The organism is Bradyrhizobium sp. B097 (assembly GCF_038957035.1).
Lineage (GTDB): Bacteria > Pseudomonadota > Alphaproteobacteria > Rhizobiales > Xanthobacteraceae > Bradyrhizobium.
Map to the genome: position 1 here is coordinate 8,922,739 of NZ_CP152412.1, position 26,476 is coordinate 8,949,214.

23 protein-coding genes are annotated in these 26,476 nt (G+C 64.0%); 12 read left to right on the forward strand and 11 right to left on the reverse strand.

Annotated elements, in window-relative coordinates; genetic code table 11:
* Positions 1–257: 257 nt before the first annotated feature.
* Positions 258–1,484, forward strand: a complete 1,227-nt coding sequence (locus AAFG07_RS41060) for an ABC transporter substrate-binding protein (protein ID WP_342725230.1) — start codon at positions 258–260, stop codon at positions 1,482–1,484.
* Between the two features lie 356 nt (positions 1,485–1,840).
* The gene (locus tag AAFG07_RS41065; protein ID WP_342722065.1) at positions 1,841–2,665 is read left to right on the forward strand and encodes an IS5 family transposase; all 825 of its coding nucleotides are present in this window, start codon (positions 1,841–1,843) and stop codon (positions 2,663–2,665) included.
* 64 nt (positions 2,666–2,729) lie between these two features.
* Here the strand turns inward: AAFG07_RS41065 and AAFG07_RS41070 are convergent, their stop codons facing one another.
* Positions 2,730–3,155 carry a DUF1330 domain-containing protein gene (locus AAFG07_RS41070; protein ID WP_342725231.1) on the reverse strand — a complete coding sequence of 142 codons (426 nt, stop codon included), beginning with the start codon at positions 3,153–3,155 and terminating at the stop codon, positions 2,730–2,732.
* A 139-nt stretch (positions 3,156–3,294) separates the two neighbouring features.
* On the opposite strand from AAFG07_RS41070, the gene AAFG07_RS41075 reads away from it, so the two are divergent.
* Positions 3,295–5,541 carry a penicillin-binding protein 1A gene (locus AAFG07_RS41075; protein ID WP_342725232.1) on the forward strand — a complete coding sequence of 749 codons (2,247 nt, stop codon included), beginning with the start codon at positions 3,295–3,297 and terminating at the stop codon, positions 5,539–5,541.
* Positions 5,542–5,804: 263 nt separating this feature from the next.
* On the opposite strand, the gene AAFG07_RS41080 is transcribed toward AAFG07_RS41075, so the two are convergent.
* The 4 genes from AAFG07_RS41080 to AAFG07_RS41095 all read right to left on the reverse strand — a co-directional run bounded on the left by AAFG07_RS41080 (position 5,805) and on the right by AAFG07_RS41095 (position 9,957).
* Positions 5,805–6,644, reverse strand: coding sequence for a SprT family zinc-dependent metalloprotease (locus AAFG07_RS41080; protein WP_097671176.1), 840 nt, complete (start codon positions 6,642–6,644; stop codon positions 5,805–5,807).
* Between the two features lie 198 nt (positions 6,645–6,842).
* Positions 6,843–8,171: a polyhydroxyalkanoate depolymerase gene (gene phaZ, locus AAFG07_RS41085; protein ID WP_342725233.1), complete on the reverse strand. Its 1,329-nt coding sequence runs from the start codon at positions 8,169–8,171 to the stop codon at positions 6,843–6,845.
* A gap of 128 nt (positions 8,172–8,299) precedes the next feature.
* Positions 8,300–9,124: an ABC transporter permease gene (locus AAFG07_RS41090; RefSeq protein WP_342725234.1), complete on the reverse strand. Its 825-nt coding sequence runs from the start codon at positions 9,122–9,124 to the stop codon at positions 8,300–8,302.
* On the reverse strand, positions 9,121–9,957 hold the full coding sequence (locus tag AAFG07_RS41095; protein WP_342725235.1) for an ABC transporter ATP-binding protein: 837 nt from the start codon (positions 9,955–9,957) through the stop codon (positions 9,121–9,123). Before AAFG07_RS41095 ends, AAFG07_RS41090 begins: the two co-directional genes overlap by 4 nt.
* 105 nt (positions 9,958–10,062) lie before the next feature.
* On the opposite strand from AAFG07_RS41095, the gene AAFG07_RS41100 reads away from it, so the two are divergent.
* Positions 10,063–11,382 carry an ActS/PrrB/RegB family redox-sensitive histidine kinase gene (locus AAFG07_RS41100; RefSeq protein WP_342725236.1) on the forward strand — a complete coding sequence of 440 codons (1,320 nt, stop codon included), beginning with the start codon at positions 10,063–10,065 and terminating at the stop codon, positions 11,380–11,382.
* Positions 11,383–11,516: 134 nt separating this feature from the next.
* The gene (locus tag AAFG07_RS41105) at positions 11,517–12,071 is read left to right on the forward strand and encodes an ActR/PrrA/RegA family redox response regulator transcription factor (protein ID WP_016845514.1); all 555 of its coding nucleotides are present in this window, start codon (positions 11,517–11,519) and stop codon (positions 12,069–12,071) included.
* Between the two features lie 292 nt (positions 12,072–12,363).
* Here the strand turns inward: AAFG07_RS41105 and AAFG07_RS41110 are convergent, their stop codons facing one another.
* Positions 12,364–12,846: an MmcB family DNA repair protein gene (locus tag AAFG07_RS41110; protein ID WP_342725237.1), complete on the reverse strand. Its 483-nt coding sequence runs from the start codon at positions 12,844–12,846 to the stop codon at positions 12,364–12,366.
* A gap of 148 nt (positions 12,847–12,994) precedes the next feature.
* Between AAFG07_RS41110 and AAFG07_RS41115 the strand changes: the two genes are divergently transcribed.
* Positions 12,995–14,113, forward strand: a complete 1,119-nt coding sequence (locus AAFG07_RS41115; protein ID WP_342725238.1) for a vWA domain-containing protein — start codon at positions 12,995–12,997, stop codon at positions 14,111–14,113.
* A 212-nt stretch (positions 14,114–14,325) separates the two neighbouring features.
* On the opposite strand, the gene AAFG07_RS41120 is transcribed toward AAFG07_RS41115, so the two are convergent.
* Together AAFG07_RS41120 and AAFG07_RS41125 are read right to left on the reverse strand one after the other, a co-directional pair.
* Positions 14,326–15,942 carry an alpha-amylase family glycosyl hydrolase gene (locus AAFG07_RS41120; protein WP_342725239.1) on the reverse strand — a complete coding sequence of 539 codons (1,617 nt, stop codon included), beginning with the start codon at positions 15,940–15,942 and terminating at the stop codon, positions 14,326–14,328.
* Positions 15,943–16,049: 107 nt separating this feature from the next.
* Positions 16,050–16,862 (reverse strand): RMD1 family protein, encoded by an 813-nt coding sequence (locus AAFG07_RS41125; protein ID WP_092120381.1) that lies wholly within the window; start codon positions 16,860–16,862, stop codon positions 16,050–16,052.
* Positions 16,863–17,031: 169 nt separating this feature from the next.
* Between AAFG07_RS41125 and AAFG07_RS41130 the strand changes: the two genes are divergently transcribed.
* Entirely contained in the window at positions 17,032–17,700 is a 669-nt protein-coding gene (locus AAFG07_RS41130) for an MBL fold metallo-hydrolase (protein WP_092120384.1), read from the forward strand.
* On the opposite strand, the gene AAFG07_RS41135 is transcribed toward AAFG07_RS41130, so the two are convergent.
* Together AAFG07_RS41135 and AAFG07_RS41140 are read right to left on the reverse strand one after the other, a co-directional pair.
* On the reverse strand, positions 17,701–18,876 hold the full coding sequence (locus AAFG07_RS41135; RefSeq protein ID WP_342725240.1) for a PHB depolymerase family esterase: 1,176 nt from the start codon (positions 18,874–18,876) through the stop codon (positions 17,701–17,703). It abuts the gene before it with no gap.
* 209 nt (positions 18,877–19,085) lie between these two features.
* On the reverse strand, positions 19,086–20,492 hold the full coding sequence (locus tag AAFG07_RS41140) for an MFS transporter (protein ID WP_342725241.1): 1,407 nt from the start codon (positions 20,490–20,492) through the stop codon (positions 19,086–19,088).
* 299 nt (positions 20,493–20,791) lie between these two features.
* Here AAFG07_RS41140 and AAFG07_RS41145 point away from each other — a divergent pair, with 299 nt between their 5' ends.
* Positions 20,792–22,033 carry an LLM class flavin-dependent oxidoreductase gene (locus AAFG07_RS41145; protein ID WP_176534773.1) on the forward strand — a complete coding sequence of 414 codons (1,242 nt, stop codon included), beginning with the start codon at positions 20,792–20,794 and terminating at the stop codon, positions 22,031–22,033.
* Positions 22,034–22,455: 422 nt separating this feature from the next.
* On the opposite strand, the gene AAFG07_RS41150 is transcribed toward AAFG07_RS41145, so the two are convergent.
* The gene (locus AAFG07_RS41150) at positions 22,456–23,364 is read right to left on the reverse strand and encodes a LysR family transcriptional regulator (RefSeq protein WP_342725242.1); all 909 of its coding nucleotides are present in this window, start codon (positions 23,362–23,364) and stop codon (positions 22,456–22,458) included.
* A gap of 178 nt (positions 23,365–23,542) precedes the next feature.
* Between AAFG07_RS41150 and AAFG07_RS41155 the strand changes: the two genes are divergently transcribed.
* The 4 genes from AAFG07_RS41155 (at position 23,543) to AAFG07_RS41170 (ending at position 26,286) form a co-directional block, all read left to right on the forward strand.
* Complete coding sequence (locus tag AAFG07_RS41155) at positions 23,543–24,289, forward strand: glucose 1-dehydrogenase (protein ID WP_342725243.1); 747 nt, start codon at positions 23,543–23,545, stop codon at positions 24,287–24,289.
* A gap of 35 nt (positions 24,290–24,324) precedes the next feature.
* Complete coding sequence (locus AAFG07_RS41160) at positions 24,325–25,071, forward strand: SDR family oxidoreductase (RefSeq protein WP_342725244.1); 747 nt, start codon at positions 24,325–24,327, stop codon at positions 25,069–25,071.
* Positions 25,072–25,086: 15 nt separating this feature from the next.
* Positions 25,087–25,719 carry a glutathione S-transferase gene (locus AAFG07_RS41165; protein ID WP_342725245.1) on the forward strand — a complete coding sequence of 211 codons (633 nt, stop codon included), beginning with the start codon at positions 25,087–25,089 and terminating at the stop codon, positions 25,717–25,719.
* Between the two features lie 117 nt (positions 25,720–25,836).
* On the forward strand, positions 25,837–26,286 hold the full coding sequence (locus AAFG07_RS41170; protein WP_092120396.1) for an ester cyclase: 450 nt from the start codon (positions 25,837–25,839) through the stop codon (positions 26,284–26,286).
* Positions 26,287–26,476: the final 190 nt, after the last annotated feature.

A 26,476-nucleotide genomic window follows, 5' to 3' on the forward strand; every position in this document is an offset into this window, starting at 1 on the left:
CAATCCGACCTCCCCCGCAAGCGGGAGAGGTGAAGGAAGAGCGAGACCGACCGGCGCAGCGCATCCCCGCTGCGCCGTTTCTTTTCGCACCGCCCCCTACTTTCGTTGACTGAAATCGCTCGCCTTTTCGGCATCCGTCGTCTTGCGTCGCAGCAACGGTTCCTCCAGTATCCCGGCCCAGCGATGGCGACCGCGGGACCTTGAACCCCCGGACAAGATCATCGGCCAACCATCAGTCACGTGAGGAAAACAGCATTATGAGGAATGGGATTTTCCACCTGGTCACGGGAACGGCGCTCGCGATCGCGCTGTCTGCAACGTCGGCCTCCGCGCAAAAGAAATACGATCCCGGCGCGAGCGACACCGAGATCAAGATCGGCCAGACCGTCCCCTTCTCCGGACCGGCTTCCGCCTATGCCTCGATCGGCAAGACCCAGGCGGCTTATTTCAAGATGATCAACGATCAGGGCGGCATCAACGGCCGCAAGATCAACCTGATCCAGTATGACGACGCCTATTCGCCGCCGAAGGCCGTCGAGCAGGTGCGCAAGCTCGTCGAGAGCGACGAGGTGCTGTTGACCTTCCAGATCGTCGGCACGCCGTCGAACGCCGCCGTGCAGAAATATCTCAACGCCAAGAAGGTGCCGCAGCTGTTCGCCGCCACCGGCGCCTCGAAGTTCACCGATCCGAAGAACTTCCCGTGGACGCTCGGCTTCAATCCGAACTACTTCGTCGAAGGCCGCATCTACGGCCAGTACATCCTGAAGGAGCATCCGAACGCCAAGATCGGGGTGCTCTATCAGAACGACGACCTCGGCAAGGATTATCTGAACGGCATCAAGGCCGGCCTCGGCGACAAGGCTGCCAAGATGATCGTGGCCGAAGCCTCCTATGAGGTCTCCGACCCGACCATCGATTCCCAGGTGATCAAGATCAAGGACGCCGGCGCCGACCTGTTCTTCTCAGCCTCGACGCCGAAGCAGGCCGCGCAGGCGATCAAGAAGATCGCCGAGCTCGGCTGGCATCCGGTCCACATCGTCGACATCAACGCCACCTCGGTCGGCGCTGTTTTGCAGCCGGCGGGCCTGGAAGCCTCTAAGGGCCTGATCTCGACCAATTACGGCAAGGATCCCGCCGACCCGCAGTGGAAGGACGATCCGGGCATGAAGCGCTATTTCGACTTCATGGCCAAGTACTATCCCGACGGCGACAAGAACTCGAACTTCAACACCTATGGCTACTCGACCGCCCAGCTGATGGTGCATGTGCTGAAGCAGTGCGGTGACGAGCTGACGCGCGACAACGTGCTGAAGCAGGCCACCAACCTGAAGAATGTCGACCTCGACATGGCGCTGCCCGGCATCAAGGGCAACACCACGCCGAACGACTATCGCGTCAACAAGCAGCTGCAGATGATGAAGTTCAACGGCGAGCGCTGGGAGCTGTTCGGCCCGATCCTCGAGGACGCCGGCCCGGCGGGCTAGTCGTTCGCACAGAGTTGAGATGCAATCGGCGGCCTCCGGGCCGCCGATTTTGTTTTTTGGGGACCGCCCTGTCACCGTCATTGCGAGGGGCGATAGCGACGAAGCAATCCATCGCTCCGCAAGCCGAGACATGGATTGCTTCGCTTCGCTCGCAATGACGTGGAGGGTGCACTGCGCTCCCTCACCGTCACCCTGAAGAGCGCGCAGCGCGTCTCGAAGGGTCGACGGCCACTAGCGGGGCCGTGCATCCTTCGAGACGCCGCTTCGCGGCTCCTCAGAGCCTGACCGAAAAAGCAGTGAGTGATTTCAGTCGGCTGTGATTCCTTCGGATTTGCGAAGATTCGAGGGAGTGCACCATGCCATGGACCAAAATCACTCGTGCTCAGTATCTGCGGAACGGACTGCGCTATGCAAGCGACATGACCGACGCGGAGTGGCGTCTGATAGCCAGGAAGTTGCCGGGTCGGCGTCGATTGGGCCGCCCGCGGAAGGTTGATCTGCGCAAGGTGGTCGAGGCCATTTTGTTCATTCTGTCCACCGGCTGCCAATGGCGCGCTCTGCCGCGGGAGTTCCCGCCGTACTCGACGGTGCAAGGTTATTTCTATACTTGGCGCGATACTCGCCGATGGCACAGGATCGTGAAGGCTCTGGTCCGACAGGCACGGCGCAAACTCGGCCGCAAGCCGACACCGACGGCGGCCGTCATCGACAGTCAGAGCGCTTCGACGACACAAGCCGGCGGCCCGCGCGGCTTCGATCCGGGCAAACGTGTTAACGGACGTAAGCGGCACATCGTCACCGATACCAACGGTCTCTTGCTGGCCGTCCACGTTCACCCAGCCAATGTTCAGGACGTGCATGGTGCAGTCCCCCTACTGGAGCGCGTGCGAGAGCGCTTTCCGAAACTGCGTCATGTCTTTGCTGACCGGGTTTATCGCGGAAAGCAGCTTGTTGGCGCGCTCTCCCATTGCGGGCCATGGACCATTGAGATCGTTCAGCGGCCGCCTGGGGTCAAAGGCTTCCAGCTCTTACCACGACGCTGGGTCGTCGAGCGCACCTTCGCGTGGTTCGGCAGGTGTCGCCGCCTCTCCAGAGATTTCGAGGGCTCCGCCTCAACTGAGGTCGCCTGGCTCCTCGTAGCCCATCTCAGACTCTTGACCCGACGCCTCGCTACGCCCTGAAAATACTCAGCTCATTTGGAGTCAGACTCTCAGGATGACGGGATAAATATCTCGCTTCGTGCGCTCACGTCGGAATCTCACCGAAATTCTTCCCGACCGGCAGCACCGCGTGTCGGATCAGCCGCGAATCCTCGACGCCGGCCTGGCGGTGCTTCACGGCCTCGCGATAGACGGGATCGCGGATCATTTCGACGAAGGCGGCAACGCTTGGATACTCGGCGATAAAGCAGTGATCCCAGCGCTCGTCTTGCGGACCGATCAGCATCAGCTCGAAGCGGCCCTGCCAGACGATGCGGCCGCCGAGGCGTTCGAACACCGGCCCGCTCTCGCGGCCGTAGGCGGCATAGGCTTCCGCGCCGGTGGCCTTGCGGCCGTCGGGATAGGCGGCCCATTCGCGTAAGCGCACCAGATTGAGCATGTGGATCGGGCCCGGCCGGTTGTTGTCCCGGAATTGCGCAAACACGTCTTTCGTCGGGTCGATATGGCCCATGCGATGCTCCTTTGTTTTGTTGTTCCATCTACATGTAGCATGCACCGCCTCACCTCCTAATCCCACGTTAAGCTTTGCGTAACCGCCCCTTAAACCGGGAACGCTAGCGTGCACCCCTGTCAGGGTGTGAGCGTTGCGGATGGCGTGGGGACGTAAAAAAGGCGGTGCGCGCAAGGAGCCGCTGTTCGGGCTTCCGGCCGCGCTTGCCGACCTCCGACTGTCACCCTCCGATCGCGTTCCCGGCGGCAGCGACGACAAGCCTGCCAAATCCAAACCCAAAAGCAGCGATTCCGGCGGCGAGAAACCGCGGCCGTCGCGCAGCGGCAGCAAGCGGCGCAGCAAGTCGCGCGGCTTCGGCATCGGCCGCCTGTTCTATTGGACTGCGGTGCTCGGCCTGTGGGGCTGCATCGCGGTAATCGGTGTCGTGGTGTGGGTCGGCGCGCATCTGCCGCCGATCCAGTCGCTGGAAATTCCCAAGCGTCCGCCGACGATCCAGATCGTCGGCATCGACGGCAGCGTGCTGGCGCAGCGCGGCGAAATGGCCGGCGCCAACATCGCGTTGAAGGACCTGCCGCCCTATCTGCCGAAGGCGTTCATCGCCATCGAAGACCGCCGCTTCTATTCGCATTTCGGCGTCGACCCGCTCGGCATTTTACGCGCAGCCATCACCAATGTGCTGCATCGGGGTGTATCGCAGGGCGGTTCGACCTTGACGCAGCAGCTCGCCAAGAACCTGTTCCTGACCCAGGAACGCACCATGCAGCGCAAGCTGCAGGAGGCCGAGCTCGCGCTGTGGCTGGAGCGCAAGCATTCCAAGAACGAGATCCTCGAGCTCTATCTCAACCGCGTCTATTTCGGTTCCGGCGCCTACGGCGTCGAGGCCGCCGCGCAACGCTATTTCGGCAAGTCGGCGAAGAACGTGACCTTGCCGGAAGCTGCGATGCTCGCGGGCCTCGTCAAGTCGCCGTCGCGGCTGGCGCCAAACCGTAATCCAGAGGGCGCCGAGCAGCGCGCGCAGGTCGTGCTCGCGGCGATGGCCGACGCCAAGTTCATCACCGAGGCGCAGGCAAAGGCCTCGATCGGCCAGCCCTCGATCGCGGTGAAGCCGGCCGGCGCCGGCACCGTGAACTATGTCGCCGACTGGATCGGCGAAGTGCTCGACGATCTGGTCGGCCAGATCGACCAGGACATCGTGGTGCAGACCACTATCGATCCGAAGCTGCAGAACGTCGCCGAAGCCGCCGTCATCGACGAGCTCGCCGCCAAGAGCGTGAAGTTCAATGTCAGCCAGGGCGCGCTGGTCGCGATGACGCCCGACGGCGCGGTGCGCGCCATGGTCGGCGGCCGGAACTATGCCGAGAGCCAGTACAATCGCGCCGTCACCGCGAAGCGGCAGCCGGGCTCGTCGTTCAAGCCGTTCGTCTATCTCACCGCAGTCGAGTCCGGGCTGACACCGGACACGATCCGTACCGACGCGCCGCTCGACATCAAGGGCTGGAAGCCGGAGAACTACACCCACGAATATTTCGGCTCGGTGACCCTGACCCAGGCGCTGGCGATGTCGCTGAACACGGTGGCGGTGCGGCTCGGCGTCGAGGTCGGCGCCAAGAATGTGGTGCGCACCGCGCACCGGCTCGGTATCTCCTCCAAGTTGGAGCCCAACGTCTCGATCGCGCTCGGCACCTCGGAAGTGTCTGTGCTCGAGCTGGTCGGCGCCTACGCGCCGTTCGCCAATGGCGGCTACGCTGTGTCGCCGCATGTGGTGACCAAAATCAAGACCAGCTCAGGCAAGCTGCTCTATGACCGCCCAACGGACCCACCCAACCAGGTGATCGAACCGCGCTATGACGCGATGATGAACAGCATGATGCGCGAGACGCTGATCTCGGGCACCGCGCGCAAGGCCGAGATCCCCGGCTGGACCGCCGCCGGCAAGACCGGCACCAGCCAGGATTATCGTGACGCCTGGTTCATCGGCTACACCGCCAAGCTCGTCACCGGCGTCTGGCTCGGCAATGACGACAATTCGCCGACCAAGAAGGCAACCGGTGGCGGACTGCCGGTGGAAGTGTGGACCCGCTTCATGAAATCAGCGCATCAGGGCGTGCCGGTCGCCGCGATCCCGAACTCGCAGGGCAGCTGGGGACCGGCGAACCTGATGCAGATCTCGTCGCAGATATCAGCGCCTTCGGCACCGGCGGGACCGATGCAGATTCAACCGCCGATGCAGGCGCCGCAGCCACCCGCGCTGGCGCCATCCGGCGGCGGCTATTATCGCCAGCCCCCGCCGACGCCGGCCCGCGCCGCGGCGCCACCGAACCCGAACGCGCGGCCCGAAGCGGCGGCGGGGCTCGACGGCTGGCTAGCGGATCGGTTGTTTCGGTAGGCTGATAGTTGCTGGCTACGTAAGCCCGGATGAAGCGAAGCGAAATCCGGGATCGGTCGCGCCATTGGTGAAAGCCGCCCCGGATTGCGCTTCGCTCCATCCGGGCTACGCACCGCGCGTTCATTCACACTCAGGCCGTCATCCCCCGCGAATGCGGGGGATCCAGTACGCTGCGGCCTATCGGTTGAACACGAGCGCCTCTGGAATACTGGATCGCCCGCTTTCGCGGGCGATGACAGCGGAGGTGGCTGAAGCAGCGCCGCCTACTCCTGAATCCCGTAGCGATGCAGGTCGTTGCCGTAGGTGTCGAGCCAGTTCTTGGCGCGCGTCACCGATGCGCAGACCTTGTCGACCACCCGCCAGAACCGCGCCGAGTGGTTCATCTCGACGAGATGCGCGACCTCGTGGGCGGCGAGGTAGTCGAGCACGAACGGCGGCGCCAGGATCAGCCGCCACGAGAACGACAGCGAACCGGCCGAGGTGCACGAGCCCCAACGGCTCGACTGGTCGCGGATCGAGATCCGCCGAACCCGCACCCCGAGTTCCGCGGCGTGCAGCTGCGCCGCCTTCTGCAAATCCTTGCGCGCCTCGCGCTTGAGGAAGTCATGCACCCGGCGGTCCATGTGCTCGACGCCGCCGGCGACGCAAAGGATCTTCTCGCCGCTGTCGCGCGTCTCGGTCCAGACCGTGCCGCGCTCGCCCGAGCGATGCACCAGCCGATGCGGCACACCGCGCAACGGCACCACGGTGCCGGGCTGGAACGGCGCGGCCTTCGGCAAGCGGCCAAGACGGGCGGCAATCCAGCCGCCATGGATATTGGCGAACTCCTTGGCTTCCACGATGGTGCCGCGCGGCGGCATCGTCAGGATCGCTTCGCGATCGGTTGGATGAATCCTGAGCGTATAGCGCCGCGCGCGCCGATGCCGGCGCAGCCTGACGGTGAAGAACTGGGAGCCGTGTCTGACCAATACGGTCGCGGGTTCGGCAGGCCGCCGATAGAGGAGCGCGCGAGTAGCCATTTCTGAGAGTCCGGGGAGCAGGAGTTCGCCCGAACTTTGCCATATCCGCCGCCAGGGAAAGCGCTCGGCGCAAAAACAAATCATTTGCCCAATATACAGGGGTTGGCCGTTAATTGACCTCTACCGGCTGGGGTCGGAACCGGTATTTTTCCGATGAATCAAGGTTGCGAAAAAGGCCCAAGAGATGAAATTAAATTCATCACTTGAGCCTTGGCTGATTTGAGATTCTTTTAGTCAAATCAGTGACTTGCGCGACCGCGATAATCGCGGCCGGGGCGATACCTATTCGGCCGCGGCGACCAGGGAAAGCCGCGTATTGGCCGCCGAAACCATGAAATCGGAGATCCGCGGCACGATTTCGGAGCGGAATCGCGAGCCGTTGAACACGCCGTAGTGCCCGACGCCCTTCTGCACGTAGTGCACGCGGCGATGGTTCGGAATCGCGGTGCAGAGCGCGTGCGTTGCCTCGGTTTGGCCGAGGCCGGAGATGTCGTCCTTCTCGCCTTCCACCGTCATCAGCGCGACGCGGCGGATCTTCGACGGATCGACCGGCTTGCCGCGATGGGTCATCTCGCCCTTCGGCAGCGCGTGCTTAACGAACACGAGGTCGACGGTCTGCAGGTAATACTCGGCGGTGAGGTCCATCACCGCGAGATATTCGTCATAGAATTCGCGGTGCTTGTCGACGAGATCGCCGTCCCCCTTCACCAGATTGGCAAACAGCGCCTTGTGCGCGTCCATGTGCCGATCCAGGTTCATGCTGATGAAGCCGTTGAGCTGCAGGAAGCCCGGATAGACGTCGCGCATCACGCCCGGATGCGGGAACGGCACCTTGGTGATGACATTGTTGCGGAACCATTCGATGCCGCGCTCTTCCGCGAGGTTGTTGACCGCGGTCGGATTGCGCCTTGTGTCGATGGGGCCGCCCATCAGCGTCATCGACAGCGGCACGAACGGGTCGTTGCTGGCTTCCATCACCGAAACAGCCGCGACGACAGGCACCGAAGGCTGGCACACCGCGACGATATGGATGTTGCCACCGAGCGCGTGCAGCATCTCGATCAGGTAATCGACGTAGTCGTCGAGATCGAACCGGCCGGCCGCGAGCGGCACCATGCGCGCATCGGCCCAGTCGGTGATGTAGACTTCATGCGTCGGCAGGAACGCTTCGACCGTGCCGCGCAGCAGCGTCGCATAATGGCCCGACATCGGCGCCACGATCAGCACGCGTGGGTGCGGCGAGCGCAGCGGACGCGTCAGCTTGCGATCGAAATGCAGCAGGCGGCAGAACGGCTTTTCCCAGACCGTGCGAACCTCGACCGCCGTGCGGACGCCGTTGACCTCGGTGGTCGGCAGGTTCCATTCCGGCTTGCCGTAGCGGCGCGTGGTGCGCTCGAACAATTCGCAGCCGGCGGCGATCGACTTGCCCAACTCGGTGTGCGTCCACGGATTGAGCGGATTCTGAAACAGGATCTTGGTGGCGTCGGTCACGGCGCGTACCGGATTGAGCGAAGCATGCGCCATCTCATACATCCAGTACAGCGGCGTCGTGAGTGCCGGGCTGCCTTCCGCCGCTAGTGGCGGGGCACCGCCAAATTCACCGATGGGCATAGTATTTTCAGACCCCTGTTTTGCGCCGCAGCATACTGACCAATGCGCAACAATGCGTCAATGCGCCGCGAGCCGAATCTGGGGTCGATATCGGGCTAAAACACCGAGAATCCACGTGAAAGTGACATTTATTCACCACCCCCGAGCAGCGATCCGTTGCGCTTGGCGCTCTGTAAAAGGGCAAGGAAGACCGCAAAAGAGGCAACCAACAGGATCGCGTTGATGACCAGCGCCCAGGCCATCAGGTCGGCACGGAAGACGTGATCGATCAGCAGCGACCGCATGCCCTCGAACACGTAGGTCGGCGGCAACGTCCAGGCGACATACTGTAGCCAGACCGGTAGCACCTCGACCGGATAGTAGATGCAGGCGAGCGGCATCACCGCGAACATCAGCGTCCAGACGATGCTCTCCGCGCCGAGCCCGTTGCGCAGCACAAGGCCCGAGGCGAACACGCCGACCGACCAGCTCGTGAAGATCAGATTGCAGAAGAACGCGATCAGCGGCAGCCCGATGGCGTAGAAATTGAAGCCGAAAAAGAACAGCGCCAGCAGCGTCATCGGGATCACGCCGATGGCGAGCCGGATCAGGCTCATGATCATCAGCGAGAGCAGGAATTCGATCGGCTTCAGCGGGCTCATCATGAGGTTGCCGAGATTGCGCGCCCACATCTCTTCCAGGAACGAGATGGAGAAGCCGAGCTGGCCGCGAAACAGAATGTCCCACAGGATCACAGCGCCGATCAGCGTGCCGCCCGCCTTGGCGAAGAAGCCGGATGCCTGCGAGATGTAGTTCTGCAGGAAACCCCAGGTGATGATCTGCAAGGCCGGCCAGTAGACCAGCTCCAGCAGCCGCGGCCATGACGACATCAAGAGATACCAATAGCGCAGCACCATCGCATTGATGCGTTGCAGTGAAATGCCGCGCGGCTGATGGCTGACGATCTCGCTCATGGTGTGCCCTCTTGCGCGCCCTCCCGGAGGCGGCCGCGCGCCACGTCGAGAAACACCTCTTCCAGCGTGTCGCGGTTGTAGCGCGCCATGATGCCCTCGGGGCTGTCGTCGTCCTCGATCTTGCCGCGCTTCATAATGATGACGCGGTCGCAGAGGCGCTCGACCTCCAGCATGTTGTGCGAGGCCAGCAGGATGGTCGCGTTATGGGTCTTGCGGTAGGTCTCGAGATGCTGCCGCACCCAATCGGCGGTATCCGGGTCGAGCGATGCGGTCGGCTCGTCGAGCAGCAGCAGGTCCGGCTCGTTGATCAGCGCCTTCGCCAGCGCGACGCGGGTCTTCTGCCCGGCGGAGAGCTTGCCGTTGGAACGGTCGAGGAATTCCTTCAGATCGAGATCGGCCGCGAGCTGCTCGATCCGCTCGCGCAGATGCTTCACGGCATAGAGGCGGCCGAAAATGGTCAAGTTCTGCCGCACCGTGAGCCGCATCGGCATGTCGACATAGGGGCTCTCGAAATTCATCCGGCCGAGCACGTCGTAGCGCTGCTCGGGAATTTTCGCGCCGAGCACCGTGACGCTGCCCGAGGTCGGCAGCACCAGCCCCATGATCATCGCGATCGTCGTGGTCTTGCCGGCGCCGTTGCCGCCGAGCAGGCCGGTGATGCTGCCGCGCGCGATGCGGAAGGAGATATCGTCGACCGCGCGGGTGGTCTTGTAGACCTTGACCAGATGCGCAACGTCGATCGCGGCCGATCCACCCTGATCGGCCGCGGGCGCCTGGTTGGGCGCTTGATTGGCCGCAGGCGCTTGCGCCTGACCTGTCCCGCGCTGTTGCATATCGCCGTCATTGGGGCATTGCGACAATAAGCGCAAGGCTTGCCCCGCGTGCTTGCGCTAAGTCGCGAATTTGTGCGCCGCCCACGGCACAGCTAAAGTCCAGAGATGACCGACTTCGCTTCCGATTTCCGCCAACCTCGCCGCTATGTCCGCCTGGATACGATCCTGCGGCTGCGCTGGCTCGCCGCGCTCGGCCAGCTCGTCGCGATCTTCATCGTGGCCCAGGGACTGGAATTCGACGTTCCGATCGTCCCCTGCGTCATCATCGTGACGTTCTCGGCGCTGCTCAATCTGGCGCTGCAGATCGCGTTCAACCCGATGCAGCGGCTGGAGCCCGCCTACGCCGCCGCCTTGCTCGCCTTCAACATCGTCGAGCTCGGCGGCCTGCTGTACTTCACCGGGGGCTTGCAGAACCCGTTCTCGTTCCTGTTCCTGGCGCCGGTCCTGATCTCGGCCACGGTGCTGCCGATCCGCCTGACGATCGCGCTCGGCTGCCTTGCGGTCGCCTGCGCCTCGGCGCTGTTCTTCTACCATCTGCCGCTGCCCTGGGACGGCGACGATCCGCTGGTGCTGCCGCCGATCTACCTGATCGGCGTCTGGCTCTCGATCCTGCTCGCGATCGGCGTCACCAGCCTTTACGCATTCCAGGTGACCGAGGAGGCCCGCCAGCTCTCCGATGCGCTTGCCGCGACCGAGCTGATCCTGACGCGCGAGCAGCATCTGACCCAGCTCGACGGTCTTGCCGCCGCCGCCGCGCATGAACTCGGCACGCCGCTGTCGACGATCTTCCTGATCTCGCGCGAGCTCGAGAAGACGGTGCACGACCCGGCGATCGCCGACGACCTCAAGATGGTGCGCGAGCAGGCGCAGCGCTGCCGCGACATCCTGAGCAAGATTGCGCAATTGTCATCGAGCGGCGCGCCGTTCGACACCATGAAGCTGTCGACCCTGATCGAGGAGGCGGTGGCGCCGCATCGCGATTTCGGCATCGACATCAAGGTGCGGCTTGCTGTCGCAGCAACGCGCGAACCGGTCGCCGCGCGCAATCCGGCGATCCTTTATGGCGTCGGAAACATTCTCGAAAATGCGGTCGATTTCGCGCACCAGACCGTCGAGGTGAACGCGTGGTGGAACGCCGAAACCATCGAGATCGTCGTCTCCGACGACGGTCCGGGCATCGCGCCCGACATGCTGAAGCGGATCGGCGAGCCGTATTTGTCGCGCCGCCGGGGCGCGGATGAGGCTCAAAATGCCCGTGGCGGCCTGGGTCTGGGCGTTTTCATTGCAAGGACGCTGCTGGAACGCACCGGAGCCAAGGTGTCGTTTACCAATCGCACCTTCCCCGATCACGGCGCCGTGGTGCAGATCGTCTGGCCCCGCGAGCGCTTCGAGGAAGCCGCGCCGGCCGACGAAACCGAAGCCTAAGAACGATTCTTAATCGCAACTCTGGCATACCGGATGCATCGCTCTCTCCAGAGTTGCACGCGACTTTCGGCTGCCTTGGCAGCGCCGCAGTAGGACCCCATATAATAGGTGTCTGCCACAGGGAAAAATGGACCGTGAACGCCATCACTGAGCTGAATGACCATGCCGACCGCTCGCTCCTCATTGTCGAGGACGACAAGCCGTTCCTGGAGCGCCTGTCGCGCGCGATGGAGACGCGGGGTTTCGCGGTGAAGTCATGCGACACGGTGTCCGATGGTCTCGCCGAGATCGGCCGCGCCGCGCCCGCTTTCGCGGTCGTCGACCTCAGGCTCGGCGACGGCAACGGCCTCGATGTCGTCTCGGCGTTGAAGCGCAAGCGCCCCGAGGCGCGCGCGATCGTGCTGACCGGCTACGGCAACATCGCCACCGCCGTCACCGCGGTGAAGATGGGCGCCGTCGATTATCTCTCGAAGCCCGCCGACGCCGATGACGTCGTCGCCGCGTTGCTCGCGACCGGCACCGAGAAGTCCGAGCTGCCGGCCAATCCGATGTCGGCGGACCGCGTGCGCTGGGAGCACATCCAGCGCATCTACGAGATGTGCAACCGCAACGTCTCGGAGACCGCGCGCCGCCTCAACATGCACCGCCGGACCCTGCAGCGCATCCTCGCCAAGCGCGCACCGCGCTAAGCGATAGCTTCATTTGTTTTCGCAATGGCCGGGCTGGTCCCGGCCATTTGCTTTTGTAGTTTCGTAGGATGGGTAGAGCGAAGCGAAACCCATCGATTTATCGCGCCGCGGCGACAAATGATGGGTTTCGCTGCGCTCTACCCATCCTACAGATCGTCAAAGCCTATCACCGTCATCCTGAGGTGCGAGCGCAGCGAGCCTCGAAGGATGAACGGACCGGCTGGTGGCCGTGCATTCTTCGAGACGCCGCTTCGCGGCTCCTCAGGATGACGGATGACAACCGCGCTTGCTCTTAAAATTCATGCCCCTGCGGATCGACCAGGCGGTTGATCCGCTGCGCTGCCGCCATCGCAAATCGCACCGTCATCGCCTTGCGGGTGGCTGCCGGCAGGCGGTGCTCCGGCGCCTCGCAATGCAGATGCGCGCCATAGGCGTCGGCGATGATCAGGCCGGTGTCGGCGGGAAAAATCTCGCACGGCAGATCCTGCGTGAAGGCGAAGAACAGCCGGTCGCAATGCATCCGGTAGTCCTGCCATTTCTGGTCGGCGCGCAGATCCTCGAGCGATGACTTGATCTCGACGATCCAAATCTCGCCGCGCTCGTTCAGCGCGACCAGATCGGCCCGGCGGCCGGACGGCAACGGTAATTCGCTGATGCAGGAAAATCCCAGCGACCTCAGAAGCCGCGCCGTGCCGCGCGCGATCGCCAGCGCGGTCTCCGACTGGCGTCGGTCGGGCGCGGGCACAAGCGCGATCTGGCGGGCGGATGAATCCATTAGGCGAAGATTAGCCGATTCCGCACGCCAACGGCAGCGCCGGAATCGGCCGCAAATTCGCACCCAGGCCGCCGCGATTTCGGCCTCAAGCCACCGCGAAGCCGGTGGAACCTTGGTTCCGAGGGACGAAACCACTGGAGGAGAGACCATGCGGCCACGCATCACACTTCGCTCGTTCGTCTTCGCTCTCGCAACCCTTCCACTGTCCGCCGGACTGTCCTCGGCCATCGCCAAGCCCATGGTCGAGGTCGCCTTCGTGCTCGATACCACGGGCTCGATGGGCGGATTGATCGAGGGCGCCAGGCGCAAGATCTGGTCGATCGCAACGGCGATCGTCGATTCCAATCCCGACGCCGATATCCGGATGGGCCTGATCGCCTACCGCGACATCGGCGATGAGTATGTGACCAAAAAGGTCGAGCTGACGCGCGACATCCAGGATCTCTACGCCAATCTCTTGGAATTGAAGGCGCGCGGCGGCGGCGACTGGCCGGAGAGCGTCAACGAGGCGCTCGACGTCGCCGTCAACAAGATGCAGTGGACGCAAGGCCGCGACAGCACGCGCATCGTGTTTCTGGTCGGCGACGCCCCGCCGCACATGGACTATGCGCAGGACGCCAAATACCCGGTCACGCTCGCGGTCGCCAAGCAGAAGGACATCATCGTCAACGCCGTGCTCGCCGGCAACGCGCAGGATACCGAGCGGGTGTGGCGCGATATCGCGCAGAACGGCAACGGCGAATTCATCCCGATCCCGCAGGATGGCGGCCAGATCGTCACCATCGAGACGCCGTTCGACGAGGACATCATCATCCTGCAGCGCGAGATCAACGGCACCGTGATCCCCTACGGCCCGCGCGCGTTGCAGAAGCGCACCGAATCCAAGACCCAGCAGCTGGCCAGCGTCGCCGCAGCTTCGCCGGCGCGCGCCTCGGAGATGGCAAGCTTCATCAACAAGCGCGCCAAGGTGACGTCAGAAGCGGTCACCGGCGACGGCGATCTGGTCGCCGACGTCGCGGCCGGCCGCAACGACATTGCCAAGGTTGGGGATGAGGATCTGCCCGACAATCTCCGTGCCATGAAGCCGGAGGCGCGCGGCGCCGAGATCGACAAGCAGATCGCCCAGCGCAAGGCGCTGAACGAGAAGCTCGCCGCGCTGGTCGCCAAGCGCGACAAATATGTCGCCGAGCACGGCAAGAGCGCGCCGAAGGCAGCATCGTTCGATCGCGTGGTCGAGGATACGCTGAAGGCACAGATCAAGCGGTAGGGGTTGGTCGCAGGCTCTCTCCATTCCCTCCCCCGCTTGCGGGGGAGGGGCAGGGTGGGGGCTCTCGCTGCGGTGGGACCGGAATTGTCAGCAAGGAATCGTGCCCGCTACGCGCGGCGGGATATTCGCAACCAAGCATCAACAGCCCCAATGTGGAGCGACCCCCACCCTCCCCCGCAAGCGGGAGAGGGAGCCCAGCCGATCTGCTTACCTCACTCGCTCGCGACATCCAGCGGCGGCCCGAGGATCACGCCTTCATTGCCGCGCAGGTCGAGGACGCCTTCGACCTTCTCGCCCTGCCGGTCCATGAAGGTCGACAGCAGAACCTCGTTGCTGAAGCCGATGGCGCTGGAGGAGACCGACGCGGGGGCCGCGCCGAAATTCAGCGCGATCACGGCGACGCCCTCGGCGCTGCGCCGCCGATAGAGCAGGACATCGCCGTGCGCCGCGACCGGCTCGTAGCTGCCATGAACGAGCTGCGGCAGCTTTCGCCGCAACGCGATCAGCGCCTTGTAGAGGTTGAGGATCGACGCGCCGTCGGCCTCGAGGCTTGCGACATTGTCGCTTGCGAAATCCTGCGCCAGCGGCAGCCACGGCCTTGCGGTCGAGAACCCGGCATAGCGCTCGGCGCTCCATTGCATCGGGGTGCGGCAGCCGTCGCGGCCGACGCCGATATCAGGCACGTTCTTCTCGAAGGGATCACGCACCTCGCTGGGGGCGATCGCAACCTGGCGCATACCGATCTCGTCGCCGTAGTAGAGCGTCGGCGTGCCGCGCAGCGTCAGCAGCAGCATCGCGGCGACCGGCGCCTGCGCGGGCCCCACCCGGCTCGCCACCCGCGGCCGGTCGTGATTGCCGAGCACCCAGTTCGGCCATGCGCCCGGCGGCAGCGCCTTTTCGTAATCGGCAATGATCATCTCGACCGAGCGCGCGCTCCACAAGGTCGATAGCAGCGCGAAATTGAATGGCATCTGCGCGCCGCGCAGATCGTTGCCGTAATAGGCGACCAGGCGGTGCAGCGGCAGATAGATCTCGCCGATCAGCACCCGATTGTCGAACTCCTCGGTGACGCGGCGCATCTCGGTGATGACAGCATGCACTTCGAGCTGATCGGTCGAATATTGCGTCAGCACCTTCTCGTGCGGCGGCCGGCCCTCGCGATAATGCGGGTTCGGCGGATTGTCGCGGAATTCGGCATCCTTGATCAGGTGCCAGATCACGTCGACACGAAAACCGTCGACGCCCTTGTGCAACCAGAAGCGCATCACGTCGTAGATCGCGTCTCTCACCTCGCGATTGCGCCAGTTCAGATCGGGCTGCTGGGTCAGGAAGGCGTGATAGTAGTACTGGCCAGAGGCCTCGTCATACGTCCAGGCGCTGCCGCCGAACTCTGACAGCCAGTTGTTCGGTACACCGCCATCCGGCGCCGGATCGCGCCAGATGTACCAGTCGCGCTTCGGGCTATCGCGCGAGCTCTTCGCTTCGATGAACCACAGATGCTGATCGGATGTATGGTTCGGCACCAGGTCGAGGATCAGCTTGAGGCCGGAATCGTGCGCGGCCGCGACCAGCGCGTCGAAATCCTCCATCGTCCCGAACAGCGGGTCGATGCCATTGTAATCCGAGATGTCGTAACCGAAATCGGCCATTGGCGACGAGAAGATCGGCGACAGCCAGACCGCGTCGACGCCAAGCCGCGTCAAATAGGGCAGTCGCGCGATGATCCCCCTGAGATCGCCGACGCCATCGCCATCGCTATCCCCGAACGAGCGCGGATAGACCTGATAGAAGATGCCGCGCCGCCACCAGTCCCTGTCGTCCCGATCCATCCCGTCCCCCCAAGCTCGCAGCCCGGTTGAGGCCGCTCCGCGCCCCGGGGCGGCCTGTCGGTTCAGGGATGACGCATAATTCGGGACGGAAAAATGGCTGCAATGCGTCAGTGGCGGGCGATTGCGAGCTGATAGATGGTGATCAGCACCTCGAACAGGATCAGGAAGACGATGATCAGCTCCAGCCGCAGCGAGCGGCTGGTGTCGATGATATCGGTCAGCACCTGCGCGGTCTCGGCCACGACGGCGAGCTTGCGGTTCAGCGATTCCGCACGCTCCTTCAATTCGTACTCGTCCTCGAGGCGGGCATAGAGCCGCTCGAGATGCGGCTTGTCCCAGAGGATGTCGGGCTTCTCCGACACCTCGACCGGTCCAGCCACGCGATGCCGCACCAACAACGCGTTGCCGATGTGCTTGAGGATCGCGACACGGCCGCCACGGACCTGGCCGCCCTTGGCGAGCTCGCGCGCCAACGGCTCGGTCGTGTCGAAGACCGCCCGAACCTCACGCTCATGCCGCGCCAGCACCACACTCTTGGCCAGCGCTTCGCCGACCAGGATCAGCCGCTCCGGCGACAGGCTTTGCAGATAGATCGGGCCGCCCGGCGGAATCTGGTCTTCCCTGTCGGCCGCAAGCTCGATGATCGCAATCTCCTCCTCGCGCCGCGTAAACAATCCGGTCATGCGCGACTGCAGGCTGCGCAGGAATTCATCCTCCTCCAGCGCGTTGAGACCGATCAGAACGACGACGCCATAGCGGAACAGGATCGCCACACCATTGTCATTGACGCGAAACGCCAGCGGCGTCGTGGCCAGCACGTCGCCGCGCTCGAGGCCGGACGTGTTGATGCGGTCCGCGACGAAGAAGGCGCGGGCGGTGGTCCGAGGTCCGCCGAGCGGTGAGTTGGGGGCCTGGGTCATGAAGTTCCGGACTGCGAGGACTTAACGCATGATCGAGAGCAACCGTTTACCGGCCTGCTCACGAAGTGCCGGAGGTGACCTTATCACGGTCCGTTTTGGGATCACACGCCGGGGCCGACGCATTTCCCGAGCGTGTTGACGGCATTTTCCGGTAGCCTATGGTGCCCCCATGAACGAGACAACCGACACCAAGCCGAAGGCTGGCGCGATCATCGTGCCGGTGACGCTGTTCGAGCAGAACTGCACTATCATCTGGCACGAGCCGACCAAGAAGGCCGTGGTGATCGACCCCGGCGGCGACGTGCCGAAGATCCAGGCCGCGATCAAGCAGACCGGCGTGACGGTCGAGAAGATCTGGCTGACCCACGGCCATATCGATCATGTCGGCGGCGCCGCCGAATTGCGCGACGCGTTGCAGGTCAAGATCGAGGGCCCGCATATCGCGGACAAGTATCTGCTCGACAACGTCGTCTCGAGCGGCGAGCGCTTCGGCATGACCGGGGTGCGCAATTTCGGGCCAGACCGCTGGCTCGACGAGGGCGACCAGGTCTCGATCGGTGACCTCACCTTCGACATCCTGCACTGCCCCGGCCATTCACCGGGCAGCGTGGTGTTCTTCAACAAGGAGCTGCGCTTCGCCCATGTCGGCGACGTGCTGTTCGCCGGCTCGGTCGGGCGCACCGACCTGCCCGGCGGCAGCCACCCGACGCTGATCCAGTCGATCAAGGAGAAGCTGCTGCCGCTCGGCGACGATGTCGGCTTCATCTGCGGCCACGGCGCCGGATCGAGCATCGGCCAGGAGCGGATGACGAACCCGTTCCTGACCGGCGAGATGTAGCTACTTCATCAACCCGGCGGCAGTCAGCGCCCGCGTGATGACGCCGCCGACGTCGACACCCTTGCTCCGTCGCTTGCGCGGCCGGTCGCTCTTGCGGCCGGATACAGCCTCGGGCGCTTCGGCAGGCACGGGTATCGTCATCGAGATCGTGTCGGCGCGCTCGCGCGGGATTCCGGTCGGCGCGATATGCGGCTGACGGACCTTGTCGGTCAGACCGAAGAAGCTCGCGATGTGATACGACGAGGAGATCCCGGCCTCGATCAGGAACGCACCCTCCACGCCATAGCGCTCGTCATTGTCGGCCAGCCCGAGCGGTGTGCCGTGTGCCATGTCGGTGATGCTGAACGATTCGACCAGCGTTTCGCCATCGGCGTTCCACCAGACCTCGCGCGGATGGCCGTCGACATCCGCCTTCGACATCGCCGCAGGCGGCAGGCCGTGCACGTCGAGCCATTGCCGGACGATCGCATCGGCATTGCCGGGATGCACGGTGCGGTCGGCGCTGCCGTGCCACACCGAAATCCGCGGCCAGGCGCCGCTGTGCGTGGACGCGTTGCGGACGAGACCGCCGAGCTCGGGCGCGGACAGTGCGCTCGCATGCATCATCGCATGCAGCGCTTCGCGCAGATCGGTGGCGACGCCGAACGGCAGGCCGGCAATGACGGCGCCCGCCGCGAAGACATCCGGATAGGTCGCGAGCATGACCGAGGCCATCGCGCCACCGGCGGACAATCCCGTTACATAGATGCGCCGCGGGTCGATCTGATGCGCGCCGACCATGTGCGCGATCATCTGCCGGATCGAAGCGGCTTCGCCCTGCCCGCGCACGATGTCCTGCGGATTGAACCAGTTGAAGCAGGTGTTGCCGTTGTTGATCGCCTGCTGCTCCGGCATCAACAGCGCAAACCCGTAATGCTTCGCCAATGTCGACCAGCCGGCGCCGAGATCATAGGACGCAGCGGTCTGGCCGCAGCCATGCAGCACCACGACGAGCGCGGGCGACCGCGCCAGCTGCGCGGGCACGAACGAGTACATCTTCAGATCGCCGGGGTTGACGCCGAATTCGGTCGTCTCGACGAGCGGCGTCGGCACGGCCGGCGCAAGCGCGCCGAGACCGCTGAACGCGTTCATCTTCGGCAGATGACGCAAAAATTCGACGTTGTTGACCAGGGACAACAGCAACTCCTGAGGTGATTTGTTCTTCTGTGTCACCCGATCAGATAATTGCTGCACTGCAAAATGAAAAGGCCGTGTGCTGTCTTTCCCTGCGGAAATGTGAGAATCGGCGTTAACGCGTGATCGCACCGAGGACCGATCGAAATAGTTGCCGTAGCACCTTGTTCGAACGTGAACTTTTCGAAAGTCGGCGCCAGATCCTTGCGGATTCATGCGCTCGCGCGGCGCATCCATGACAGAAATGCGGCTGAAATAATGATCGACAGCACAAACAATGCGCATGCCGCAAACAGCGCCAGATGTGCTGATGTCGCACTTTCAACGGCGAAGAACACCGCGCCGATCGCGGCGACGCCGGCCGCGTTGCCGATCTGCGTCGTCGTGCCATACATGCCGGAGCCGGCGCCGGCACTCGCAGGCTTCACGCTCGACAGCACCGCGCTCGACAGCGGCGCCATCACCAGGCCCTGACCGTAGCCGAAGATCATCAACACCAGCGCTAGCAAGAGCGCCGCTGGCGATGCGATCGCCTGAACCGTCGCGACCAGCACACCGAGGCCAACGATCTGCAGCGCGCAGCCCTCGATCAGCACCAGCGTGCCGCGATGCCTCGCGCGCATGCCGCTGTGCCGCGAGGCAATCACGAAGGTCAGTGCCAGCGGCACGAACACCAGCCCGGCCTGCAATGGCGGGATCTGCAAGCCCTTCTGCATGAACATGGTCATGATCAGGTAGAAGGACAGGTTGGCAAAGAAGAAGAAGAACACCGCGACCAGGCCGCGCATGAAGGCGCGATCCGACAACAGCGACAGGTCGATCAGCGGCATGCCGCCGCGGCGCGCGACGCGTCGCTCGAGCCGCACGAAGGCCGCAATGATCGCGACGCCCACCGCCATCACCAGCCAAATCCACGCCGTCCAGTTGAGATCGTGACCGAACAGCAGCGGCCCGATCAGGCACAGCAGGCCTGCAAACAGCACGATCGCGCCGGGGATATCGAGCCGCGTGCCGGCACGCCGCGACACCGTCGGCATGATCTTCAGCGCGGCTGCGATGATGATGACGCCGAACGGCACGTTGACGAAGAACACCGTGCGCCAGCCGAGGCCGGCGAGATCGAGCGTCACCAGCACGCCGCCGAGCAGGAAGCCGGCCGCGCCGGCGAGCCCCAGCACGATGCCGTAGATGCCGAACGCTCGCGCACGGGCGGCATCGGAGAACAGCAGATGCAGCGTCGCCAATACCTGCGGCACCATCAGCGCCGCCGTCGCGCCCTGTGCCAGCCGGGCGATGATCAACTCGGGTCCGGATTGCGCGAGACCGCACCACAGCGAGGTCACCGAGAAGCCAGCGACGCCGGCGATGAACACGTTCCTTGTGCCGTGGATATCGCCGAGCCGGCCGCCGGTGACCACCAGCGTGGCATAGGCGATCAGATAGATCGCGATCACCGCCTCGATCTGCGCCGGCGTCGCGTGCAGCTCCGCCGCGATTGTCGGGATCGCGACGTTGACGATGAAGGCATCGACGCCGAACATGAACTGCGCGGCGACGACGATCGCAAGCACCCACCAGCGGCGGGAGGTCTCCGCGCGCGTCGAAACGATCTGGTGCATGTGCTGCGGTCCTGCCTGGAATGACGTTGCGGCCGACATCAGCAGATTCCGGTCATCCCATCGATTACCTCAGACGTAGGCGTTCATTCACGGGTGCGTCATCCATGGCCCGTCCTCCCATCCGCAGCACGGGCGCCAATTTGCGTTGATGCGCTGGGAAACATTCCGGAGGGCGGCAATCGCCGCCGATTTGCGCAACAACCATGCGGGCGCCGCAACCCCGGAGCATTGCCTTGCCTCCGGCCACCCCGTAGGTTGGCGGAAAGCCCCCGATAACAATCATCCGGAGAGAACGACCAATGGCGCGCCTCAAGTTCGGAGCCTTCCTCGCCCCGCATCACCCGATCGGCGAGCATCCGATGCTGCAATTCCGCCGCGACCTCGATTTCGTCGAACAGCTCGACGCGCTCGGTTACGACGAATTCTGGTGCGGCGAGCACCATTCTTCGGGCTGGGAGACGATCGCCTCGCCGGAAATGTTCCTGGCCGCCGCCGGCGAGCGCACCAAGCGCATCAAGCTCGGCACCGGCGTGATCTCGCTGCCCTATCACCACCCCTTCAACGTCGCACAGCGCATGGTGCAGCTCGACCACATGACCGGCGGCCGCGCCATCTTCGGCTCCGGCCCCGGCGCGCTTGCCTCCGACGCGCATACGCTCGGCATCGACCCGATGACCCAGCGCGACCGCCAGGACGAGGCGATCGCGGTGATCCGCCGCCTGTTCAACGGCGAGCGCGTTACCGCCAAGACCGACTGGTTCGAGATGCACGACGCCGCGTTGCAGATCCTGCCGCTGCAGGAGGACATGCCGTTCGTGGTGGCCTCGCAGATCTCGCCGTCGGGCATGACGCTCGCCGGCAAATACGGCATCGGCATCATCTCGCTCGGCTCGATGTCGACCCAGGGCCTGATGGCGCTGCCGCAGCAATGGCAGTTCGCCGAGGACGCCGCCAAGAAGGCCGGCACCACGGTGAGCCGTTCCAACTGGCGCGTGCTGCTGTCCTGGCACATCGCCGAGACCCGCGAGCAGGCGCGGCGCGAGGCCGGCGCCGGGCTGCTGCGCTGGCACAACGAATATAACGTCGGCACCTTGATGCGGCCGGGCCTGACCGCGTTCGCCTCGCCGGACGAAGCCGTCGACAAGACCGCCTTCGTCGAAGGTGCTGCCTCCACCATCGGCACGCCGGATGATCTGATCAAGATGATCAAGAACCTGGTCGACGTCTCCGGCGGCGTCGGCTCGATCATTGGCTTCGCCCATGACTGGGCCAATCCGGAAAACACCCGCCGCAGCTGGGACATGGTCGCGCGCTACGTCGTGCCGGAGATCAATGGCTATATCGACGGCCTGCGCAAGTCGCGCCAGTTCGTGATCGACAACCGCGCGGTGTTCGAGCGCGCCGGCCAGGCTGTCATGGCCAAGATCATGCAGAACGACAAGGCCGCCGCCGCGCTTCAGCATACCGGCACCGGCCGCGTCGCGATCCCGGCCGTGAATGCGCCCGACCTCGCAAAGGAAGCGGCGAAGCAGAAGGTGTGATTTGCCGCCCTTCCTAGAGGAAGAAAGAACTACAGCTCGCACCACATCCACCGTCGTCGTCCCGGCGAAAGCCGGGACCCATAACCACAGGATTGGGTTGGTGAGAAAAGCTGTGGCCCCAACGTCCCGCAACAATCACCTTCGGTGGTTATGGGTCCCGGCCTGCGCCGGGACGACACTGAATTTGTTGCACCATTTGTGAGTCATACTTCCGCATTCTCGCGACACGAATTGTCCGAGCTTTGCACTTCATTCCGCCCTCTCTCTTGAAGAGGGCGCAGGGAAAGCCGGGTGCCGATCGCCCGACGACGGAAGCGCTAATTTGCCCGTCAGGTTAGTTTGTCGCAGCTCGGCCAAAGCGGACACCTCGATCACGATCGAATTCCCCCGGCATTCCGAGACGGCGTCGTTCTCTCCCTACGCTATCGCCCCTCGCGCCCCAGCGCCTGAAACTTGATCTCGTCTACCCGCGAGAGCACGAACTGCAGCAACGGAGAACGGTTACCCTCATTGTACCCTATCACCAGATCGACCATGGGTGGCGCGCCCTGGATCGGTCGGCAGACGATGGTTTTCGGGATCAGGTTCTGCGCATAGAGCGGAAGAAGGCTGATGCCGCCGGTGGAGGCGATCAGCGAAATGGCCATGGCTAGATTTTCCGCTTGGTGCGCGGCTTCTATCGCCAACCCGTGACGCCTGAAGAAGTCAGCGATCGCCGCGCGCAGCGTTGGCGCCCTCAGCGGGGAAACGCCGATGTAGTTCAGCCCCGCCAGATCCTTCGGACGGACCGTGGAGCGCGCCGCAAGCGGATGGTCTCGTGGCATCAGGACCAGGATCGGGTCATGGCGGAGCAATTTGAACTGAAGACCCGCCGCGCTTTTCTCCGGACGCATGAACGCAAGGTCGATCTTGCCCCGTGCAAGTGCCGCGGCGAGGTCGGGAGAGTCCTCGCTACGGATGGTGATTTCCGTGCTGGGCAGCTTGCCGCGCAGGATATTCATGACCGCCGGAAGCCAGTCCATCTCGTAGCCGGTAAGAAACCCGATCGAGAAGGCCGATTTCGCCGGCTGGGCGGCGCGCCTCGCAGCTTCCGCGGCGGCCTCGACCTGCAGCAGAGCCACCCGCGCGTGATCAAGAAAAACCCGCCCCGATGGCGTCAGTTCGATGCCGCGCGGTCCGCGCACGAACAACTGCACACCGAGCTCCAGCTCAAGGTCGTGTATCTGGCGGCTCAGTGATGGCTGCGCGGTGTGCAGACGTTTTTGGGCCGCGACCGAGAGGCTGCCCTCCTCAGCCACGGCGACGAAATAACGGAGGTGTCGGAGCTCCATAGCTATCCCTCAAAAGTATAGCTCGAATCCTACGAAGTCTTTCTCAAACAAGCCAGTCCCTCCTAAATCTCCTGCCGTAGAAGCCGCTCTAGCGCGACAGCCTTCCGGGGGCTCCGCTGCGGACGGCCTCGCAAACCAGGCCGATCAAGCATATCGGTCGCATTGGCTGGAGAGTGATATGAGCAATCCCGTTGTCCTGATTACAGGTGCCCTTACCGGTATCGGCCGCGCCACGGCACTCGCCTTCGCCCGCGAAGGCGGCAACGTGGTTGTTTCCGGTCGCCATGACGATGCAGGCCGTGCGCTGGCGGATGAACTCCGTTCGCACGGCGTCGAAGCGGAATTCGTCCGCGCCGACGTCCGGCGCGAGAGCGACGTTTCGGCGTTGGTCGAGCAGACGATCAAGCGGTTCGGCCGGCTCGACGTGGCGGTCAACAACGCCGGCACGGAAGGCACGCCCGGCCCGGTGACTGAACAGACCGCAGAGAGCTACGCAGCAACGTTCGACACGAACGTCCTCGGAGTTCTCCTGTCGATGAAGCACGAACTCCGGGTCATGCAGCCACAAGGCTTCGGCAGCATCGTGAACATCTCGTCGACCATGGGGAGCCGCGGAGCGCCGAACGCATCCCTCTACGTCGCCAGCAAACATGCCGTCGAAGGCTTGACCAAATCCGCCGCGCTGGAGGCGGCTGCCTTCGGCGTTCGTGTCAACGCGATCGCACCCGGCCCGATCGAGACCGCGATGCTCGACAGGTTCACCGGCTCGGCCGATCGCAAGGCCGGGATGGTCGCGGGAATTCCGCTGAAGCGCGCGGGACGCCCCGAGGAGCTCGCGGACGCCATCCTGTTTGCAGCTTCGAGCAAGGCCTCGTTCGTCACCGGCCAGATCATCAGCGTCAATGGCGGCAAGACCGCAGCGTGAACACCCCCGATAGCAATCCAACCAGGAGAACGACCATGACAGACCTCATCAGCCGAACCGCTCTCGTTACCGGTGCCTCTCGGGGTATCGGCCGCGCCACCGCCCGCGCGCTCGCGCTCGCCGGCGCCCGCGTTATCGTTCACTACGGTAATTCCGCCGAGGATGCGCATTCCCTGGTCGCGGAAATTCGCGAAGCCGGTGGGCAGGCCGACGCCGTCGGCGCCGATTTATCCGCATCCGACGGCGCGCAGAGGCTCGCGGCCGAGGTGCGCAAGCTCGTCGTCGGCCAACTCGACATTCTCGTCGCCAACGCGGGAATTGCAGTACCCGCCACTATCGAAGCGCAGACCGTCGAGGATTTCGATCGCATGTTCGCGGTCAACGTCCGCGCGCCATTCTTCCTGGTGCAGCAGTTGCTCCCCTTGTTGGGCGACGGTTCCAGCATCGTGATGACGTCGTCATTGGCGGCGCGGGCCGCGGTCGGGCAGTTGTCGGCGTATTCCGCCACCAAAGGCGCGATCGACACGCTTGTGAAGCATTTCGCCTCGCTGCTCGGATCGCGCGGCATCCGCGTCAATGCCGTGGCACCGGGCATCATCGACACCGACATGTCGGAATTCGCCAAGACGGATGAGGGGCGCGATTACGCGCTCAAGATGCAAGCCCTGCAACGGATCGGTCATGCCGACGACGTCGCCGACGCGGTGACCTTTCTCGCTTCGAATTCCGCCCGCTGGGTGACCGGCGACACCATCCAGGTCGGCGGCGGCTCAAAGCTTTGACTTCGGGAGATGGCCATGAAGCTCTATCAGTCCTCCGGCTCACCCAACTCCCGCCGCGTCAGAATCTATCTCGCCGAGAAGGGCATAACGATGCCCTTCGTCCCGGTCGAGCTCGCCGCGCGCGAACAGTTCTCCGACGCCTACGCGGCAATCAACCCGCGACGCGTCGTACCCGCCCTCATGCTTGACGATGGGATAGTCATAGCGGAAGTGCCGGCGATCATCGGCTATCTCGAGGAAACGCATCCGGAGCCGCCGTTACTCGGAGGTTCGCCCAAGGAGAAGGCGACTGCCACCATGTGGGAGCGCCGGATGGAGCTGGAGGGCTTCGCGTCGGTCATGGAGACTGTGCGCAACGGTGCTCCCGGCCTCAAGGGGCGTGCGATCGCAGGTCCTCACGGCTACGATCAGATCCCCGAATTGGTCGTCCGCGGCCGGCGCCGGATCGCCGATTTCTACGGCGACCTCGAGGCACGGTTATCTGAAACGCCGTTCGTTGCGGGCGACACGTTCAGTATCGCCGACATCACGGCGATCGTCACAATCGACTTCGCTGGCAAGGCCCTCGGATTATCCACGCCAGAACACCACGGGGCGACGCGCCGATGGTACGATTCCGTCGCTTCGCGCTCCAGCATGACAGCGTAGACCTGGAATTCCACGACAAGAACCGGAGTTTGGCCGATTGGATTCAGACGTAGACGCTCTCCGGGGTCGCTGGCATCGCCAATGATCCCTGACGAGTCTGATCAAGGAGCCATCCGAATGAGCAAGCAAGAAGATAACAAGGCGGTCGTCGGCCGCTGGTTCACCGAGTTTTGGGGCAAGTCCGTCAACCTCGGCGTGATCGACGAGATCGCCGCGCCGGACATGCTGCTGAAATATTCGCTGCACGAGCCCCGCCGCGGACGCGACGACATCAGGGCGTTCATGACCGACTTCCGGGCTGCATTCCCCGATCTCAATTTTTGGGGAACGGCTGATCTGATCGCCGAGGGCGACTATGTCGTCGGTCAGTGGGAAGGCGGCGGCACCCACACGGGGCCCGCGTTCAAGGACTTCCTGATCGGCGGTCTGCCGGCCGCGACCGGACGCAAGATGCACTTCACCGGCACCACCGTGCTGAAGGTCGTCAACGGCAAGATCGTCGAGGAGATCGGCCTCGACGACGGTGTCACCGCGCTGACGCAGCTGGGGCTGCTGAAGGCTGCGTAATCGGCGAGGTCGAGCCCCAAAGGCGAAGTCGAGCGAGGCCCGCCGGTTTGCGGGCCTCATTCGTCCGTGCAAGCCGGATATTGTGCACGCCCGCAGGCGTATCGCCATGCCGATCTGCTGAGGCCGGAGTTGCCGGACCGAATTTTGACTGGCCCGCCCGGATTTGAAAGCAAGGACCGTCGTTTGTCCG

Excerpts from the sequence above, each read along its gene's own strand:
- AAFG07_RS41060 (WP_342725230.1), top strand. The coding sequence starts at position 258 with ATGAGGAATGGGATTTTCCACCTGGTCACGGGAACGGCGCTCGCGATC.
- AAFG07_RS41065 (WP_342722065.1), top strand. The coding sequence starts at position 1,841 with ATGCCATGGACCAAAATCACTCGTGCTCAGTATCTGCGGAACGGACTG.
- AAFG07_RS41070 (WP_342725231.1), bottom strand. The coding sequence starts at position 3,155 with ATGGGCCATATCGACCCGACGAAAGACGTGTTTGCGCAATTCCGGGAC.
- AAFG07_RS41075 (WP_342725232.1), top strand. The coding sequence starts at position 3,295 with ATGGCGTGGGGACGTAAAAAAGGCGGTGCGCGCAAGGAGCCGCTGTTC.
- AAFG07_RS41080 (WP_097671176.1), bottom strand. The coding sequence starts at position 6,644 with ATGATTTGTTTTTGCGCCGAGCGCTTTCCCTGGCGGCGGATATGGCAA.
- phaZ (WP_342725233.1), bottom strand. The coding sequence starts at position 8,171 with ATGCCCATCGGTGAATTTGGCGGTGCCCCGCCACTAGCGGCGGAAGGC.
- AAFG07_RS41090 (WP_342725234.1), bottom strand. The coding sequence starts at position 9,124 with ATGAGCGAGATCGTCAGCCATCAGCCGCGCGGCATTTCACTGCAACGC.
- AAFG07_RS41095 (WP_342725235.1), bottom strand. The coding sequence starts at position 9,957 with ATGCAACAGCGCGGGACAGGTCAGGCGCAAGCGCCTGCGGCCAATCAA.
- AAFG07_RS41100 (WP_342725236.1), top strand. The coding sequence starts at position 10,063 with ATGACCGACTTCGCTTCCGATTTCCGCCAACCTCGCCGCTATGTCCGC.
- AAFG07_RS41110 (WP_342725237.1), bottom strand. The coding sequence starts at position 12,846 with ATGGATTCATCCGCCCGCCAGATCGCGCTTGTGCCCGCGCCCGACCGA.
- AAFG07_RS41115 (WP_342725238.1), top strand. The coding sequence starts at position 12,995 with ATGCGGCCACGCATCACACTTCGCTCGTTCGTCTTCGCTCTCGCAACC.
- AAFG07_RS41120 (WP_342725239.1), bottom strand. The coding sequence starts at position 15,942 with ATGGATCGGGACGACAGGGACTGGTGGCGGCGCGGCATCTTCTATCAG.
- AAFG07_RS41125 (WP_092120381.1), bottom strand. The coding sequence starts at position 16,862 with ATGACCCAGGCCCCCAACTCACCGCTCGGCGGACCTCGGACCACCGCC.
- AAFG07_RS41130 (WP_092120384.1), top strand. The coding sequence starts at position 17,032 with ATGAACGAGACAACCGACACCAAGCCGAAGGCTGGCGCGATCATCGTG.
- AAFG07_RS41140 (WP_342725241.1), bottom strand. The coding sequence starts at position 20,492 with ATGCACCAGATCGTTTCGACGCGCGCGGAGACCTCCCGCCGCTGGTGG.
- AAFG07_RS41145 (WP_176534773.1), top strand. The coding sequence starts at position 20,792 with ATGGCGCGCCTCAAGTTCGGAGCCTTCCTCGCCCCGCATCACCCGATC.
- AAFG07_RS41150 (WP_342725242.1), bottom strand. The coding sequence starts at position 23,364 with ATGGAGCTCCGACACCTCCGTTATTTCGTCGCCGTGGCTGAGGAGGGC.
- AAFG07_RS41155 (WP_342725243.1), top strand. The coding sequence starts at position 23,543 with ATGAGCAATCCCGTTGTCCTGATTACAGGTGCCCTTACCGGTATCGGC.
- AAFG07_RS41160 (WP_342725244.1), top strand. The coding sequence starts at position 24,325 with ATGACAGACCTCATCAGCCGAACCGCTCTCGTTACCGGTGCCTCTCGG.
- AAFG07_RS41165 (WP_342725245.1), top strand. The coding sequence starts at position 25,087 with ATGAAGCTCTATCAGTCCTCCGGCTCACCCAACTCCCGCCGCGTCAGA.
- AAFG07_RS41170 (WP_092120396.1), top strand. The coding sequence starts at position 25,837 with ATGAGCAAGCAAGAAGATAACAAGGCGGTCGTCGGCCGCTGGTTCACC.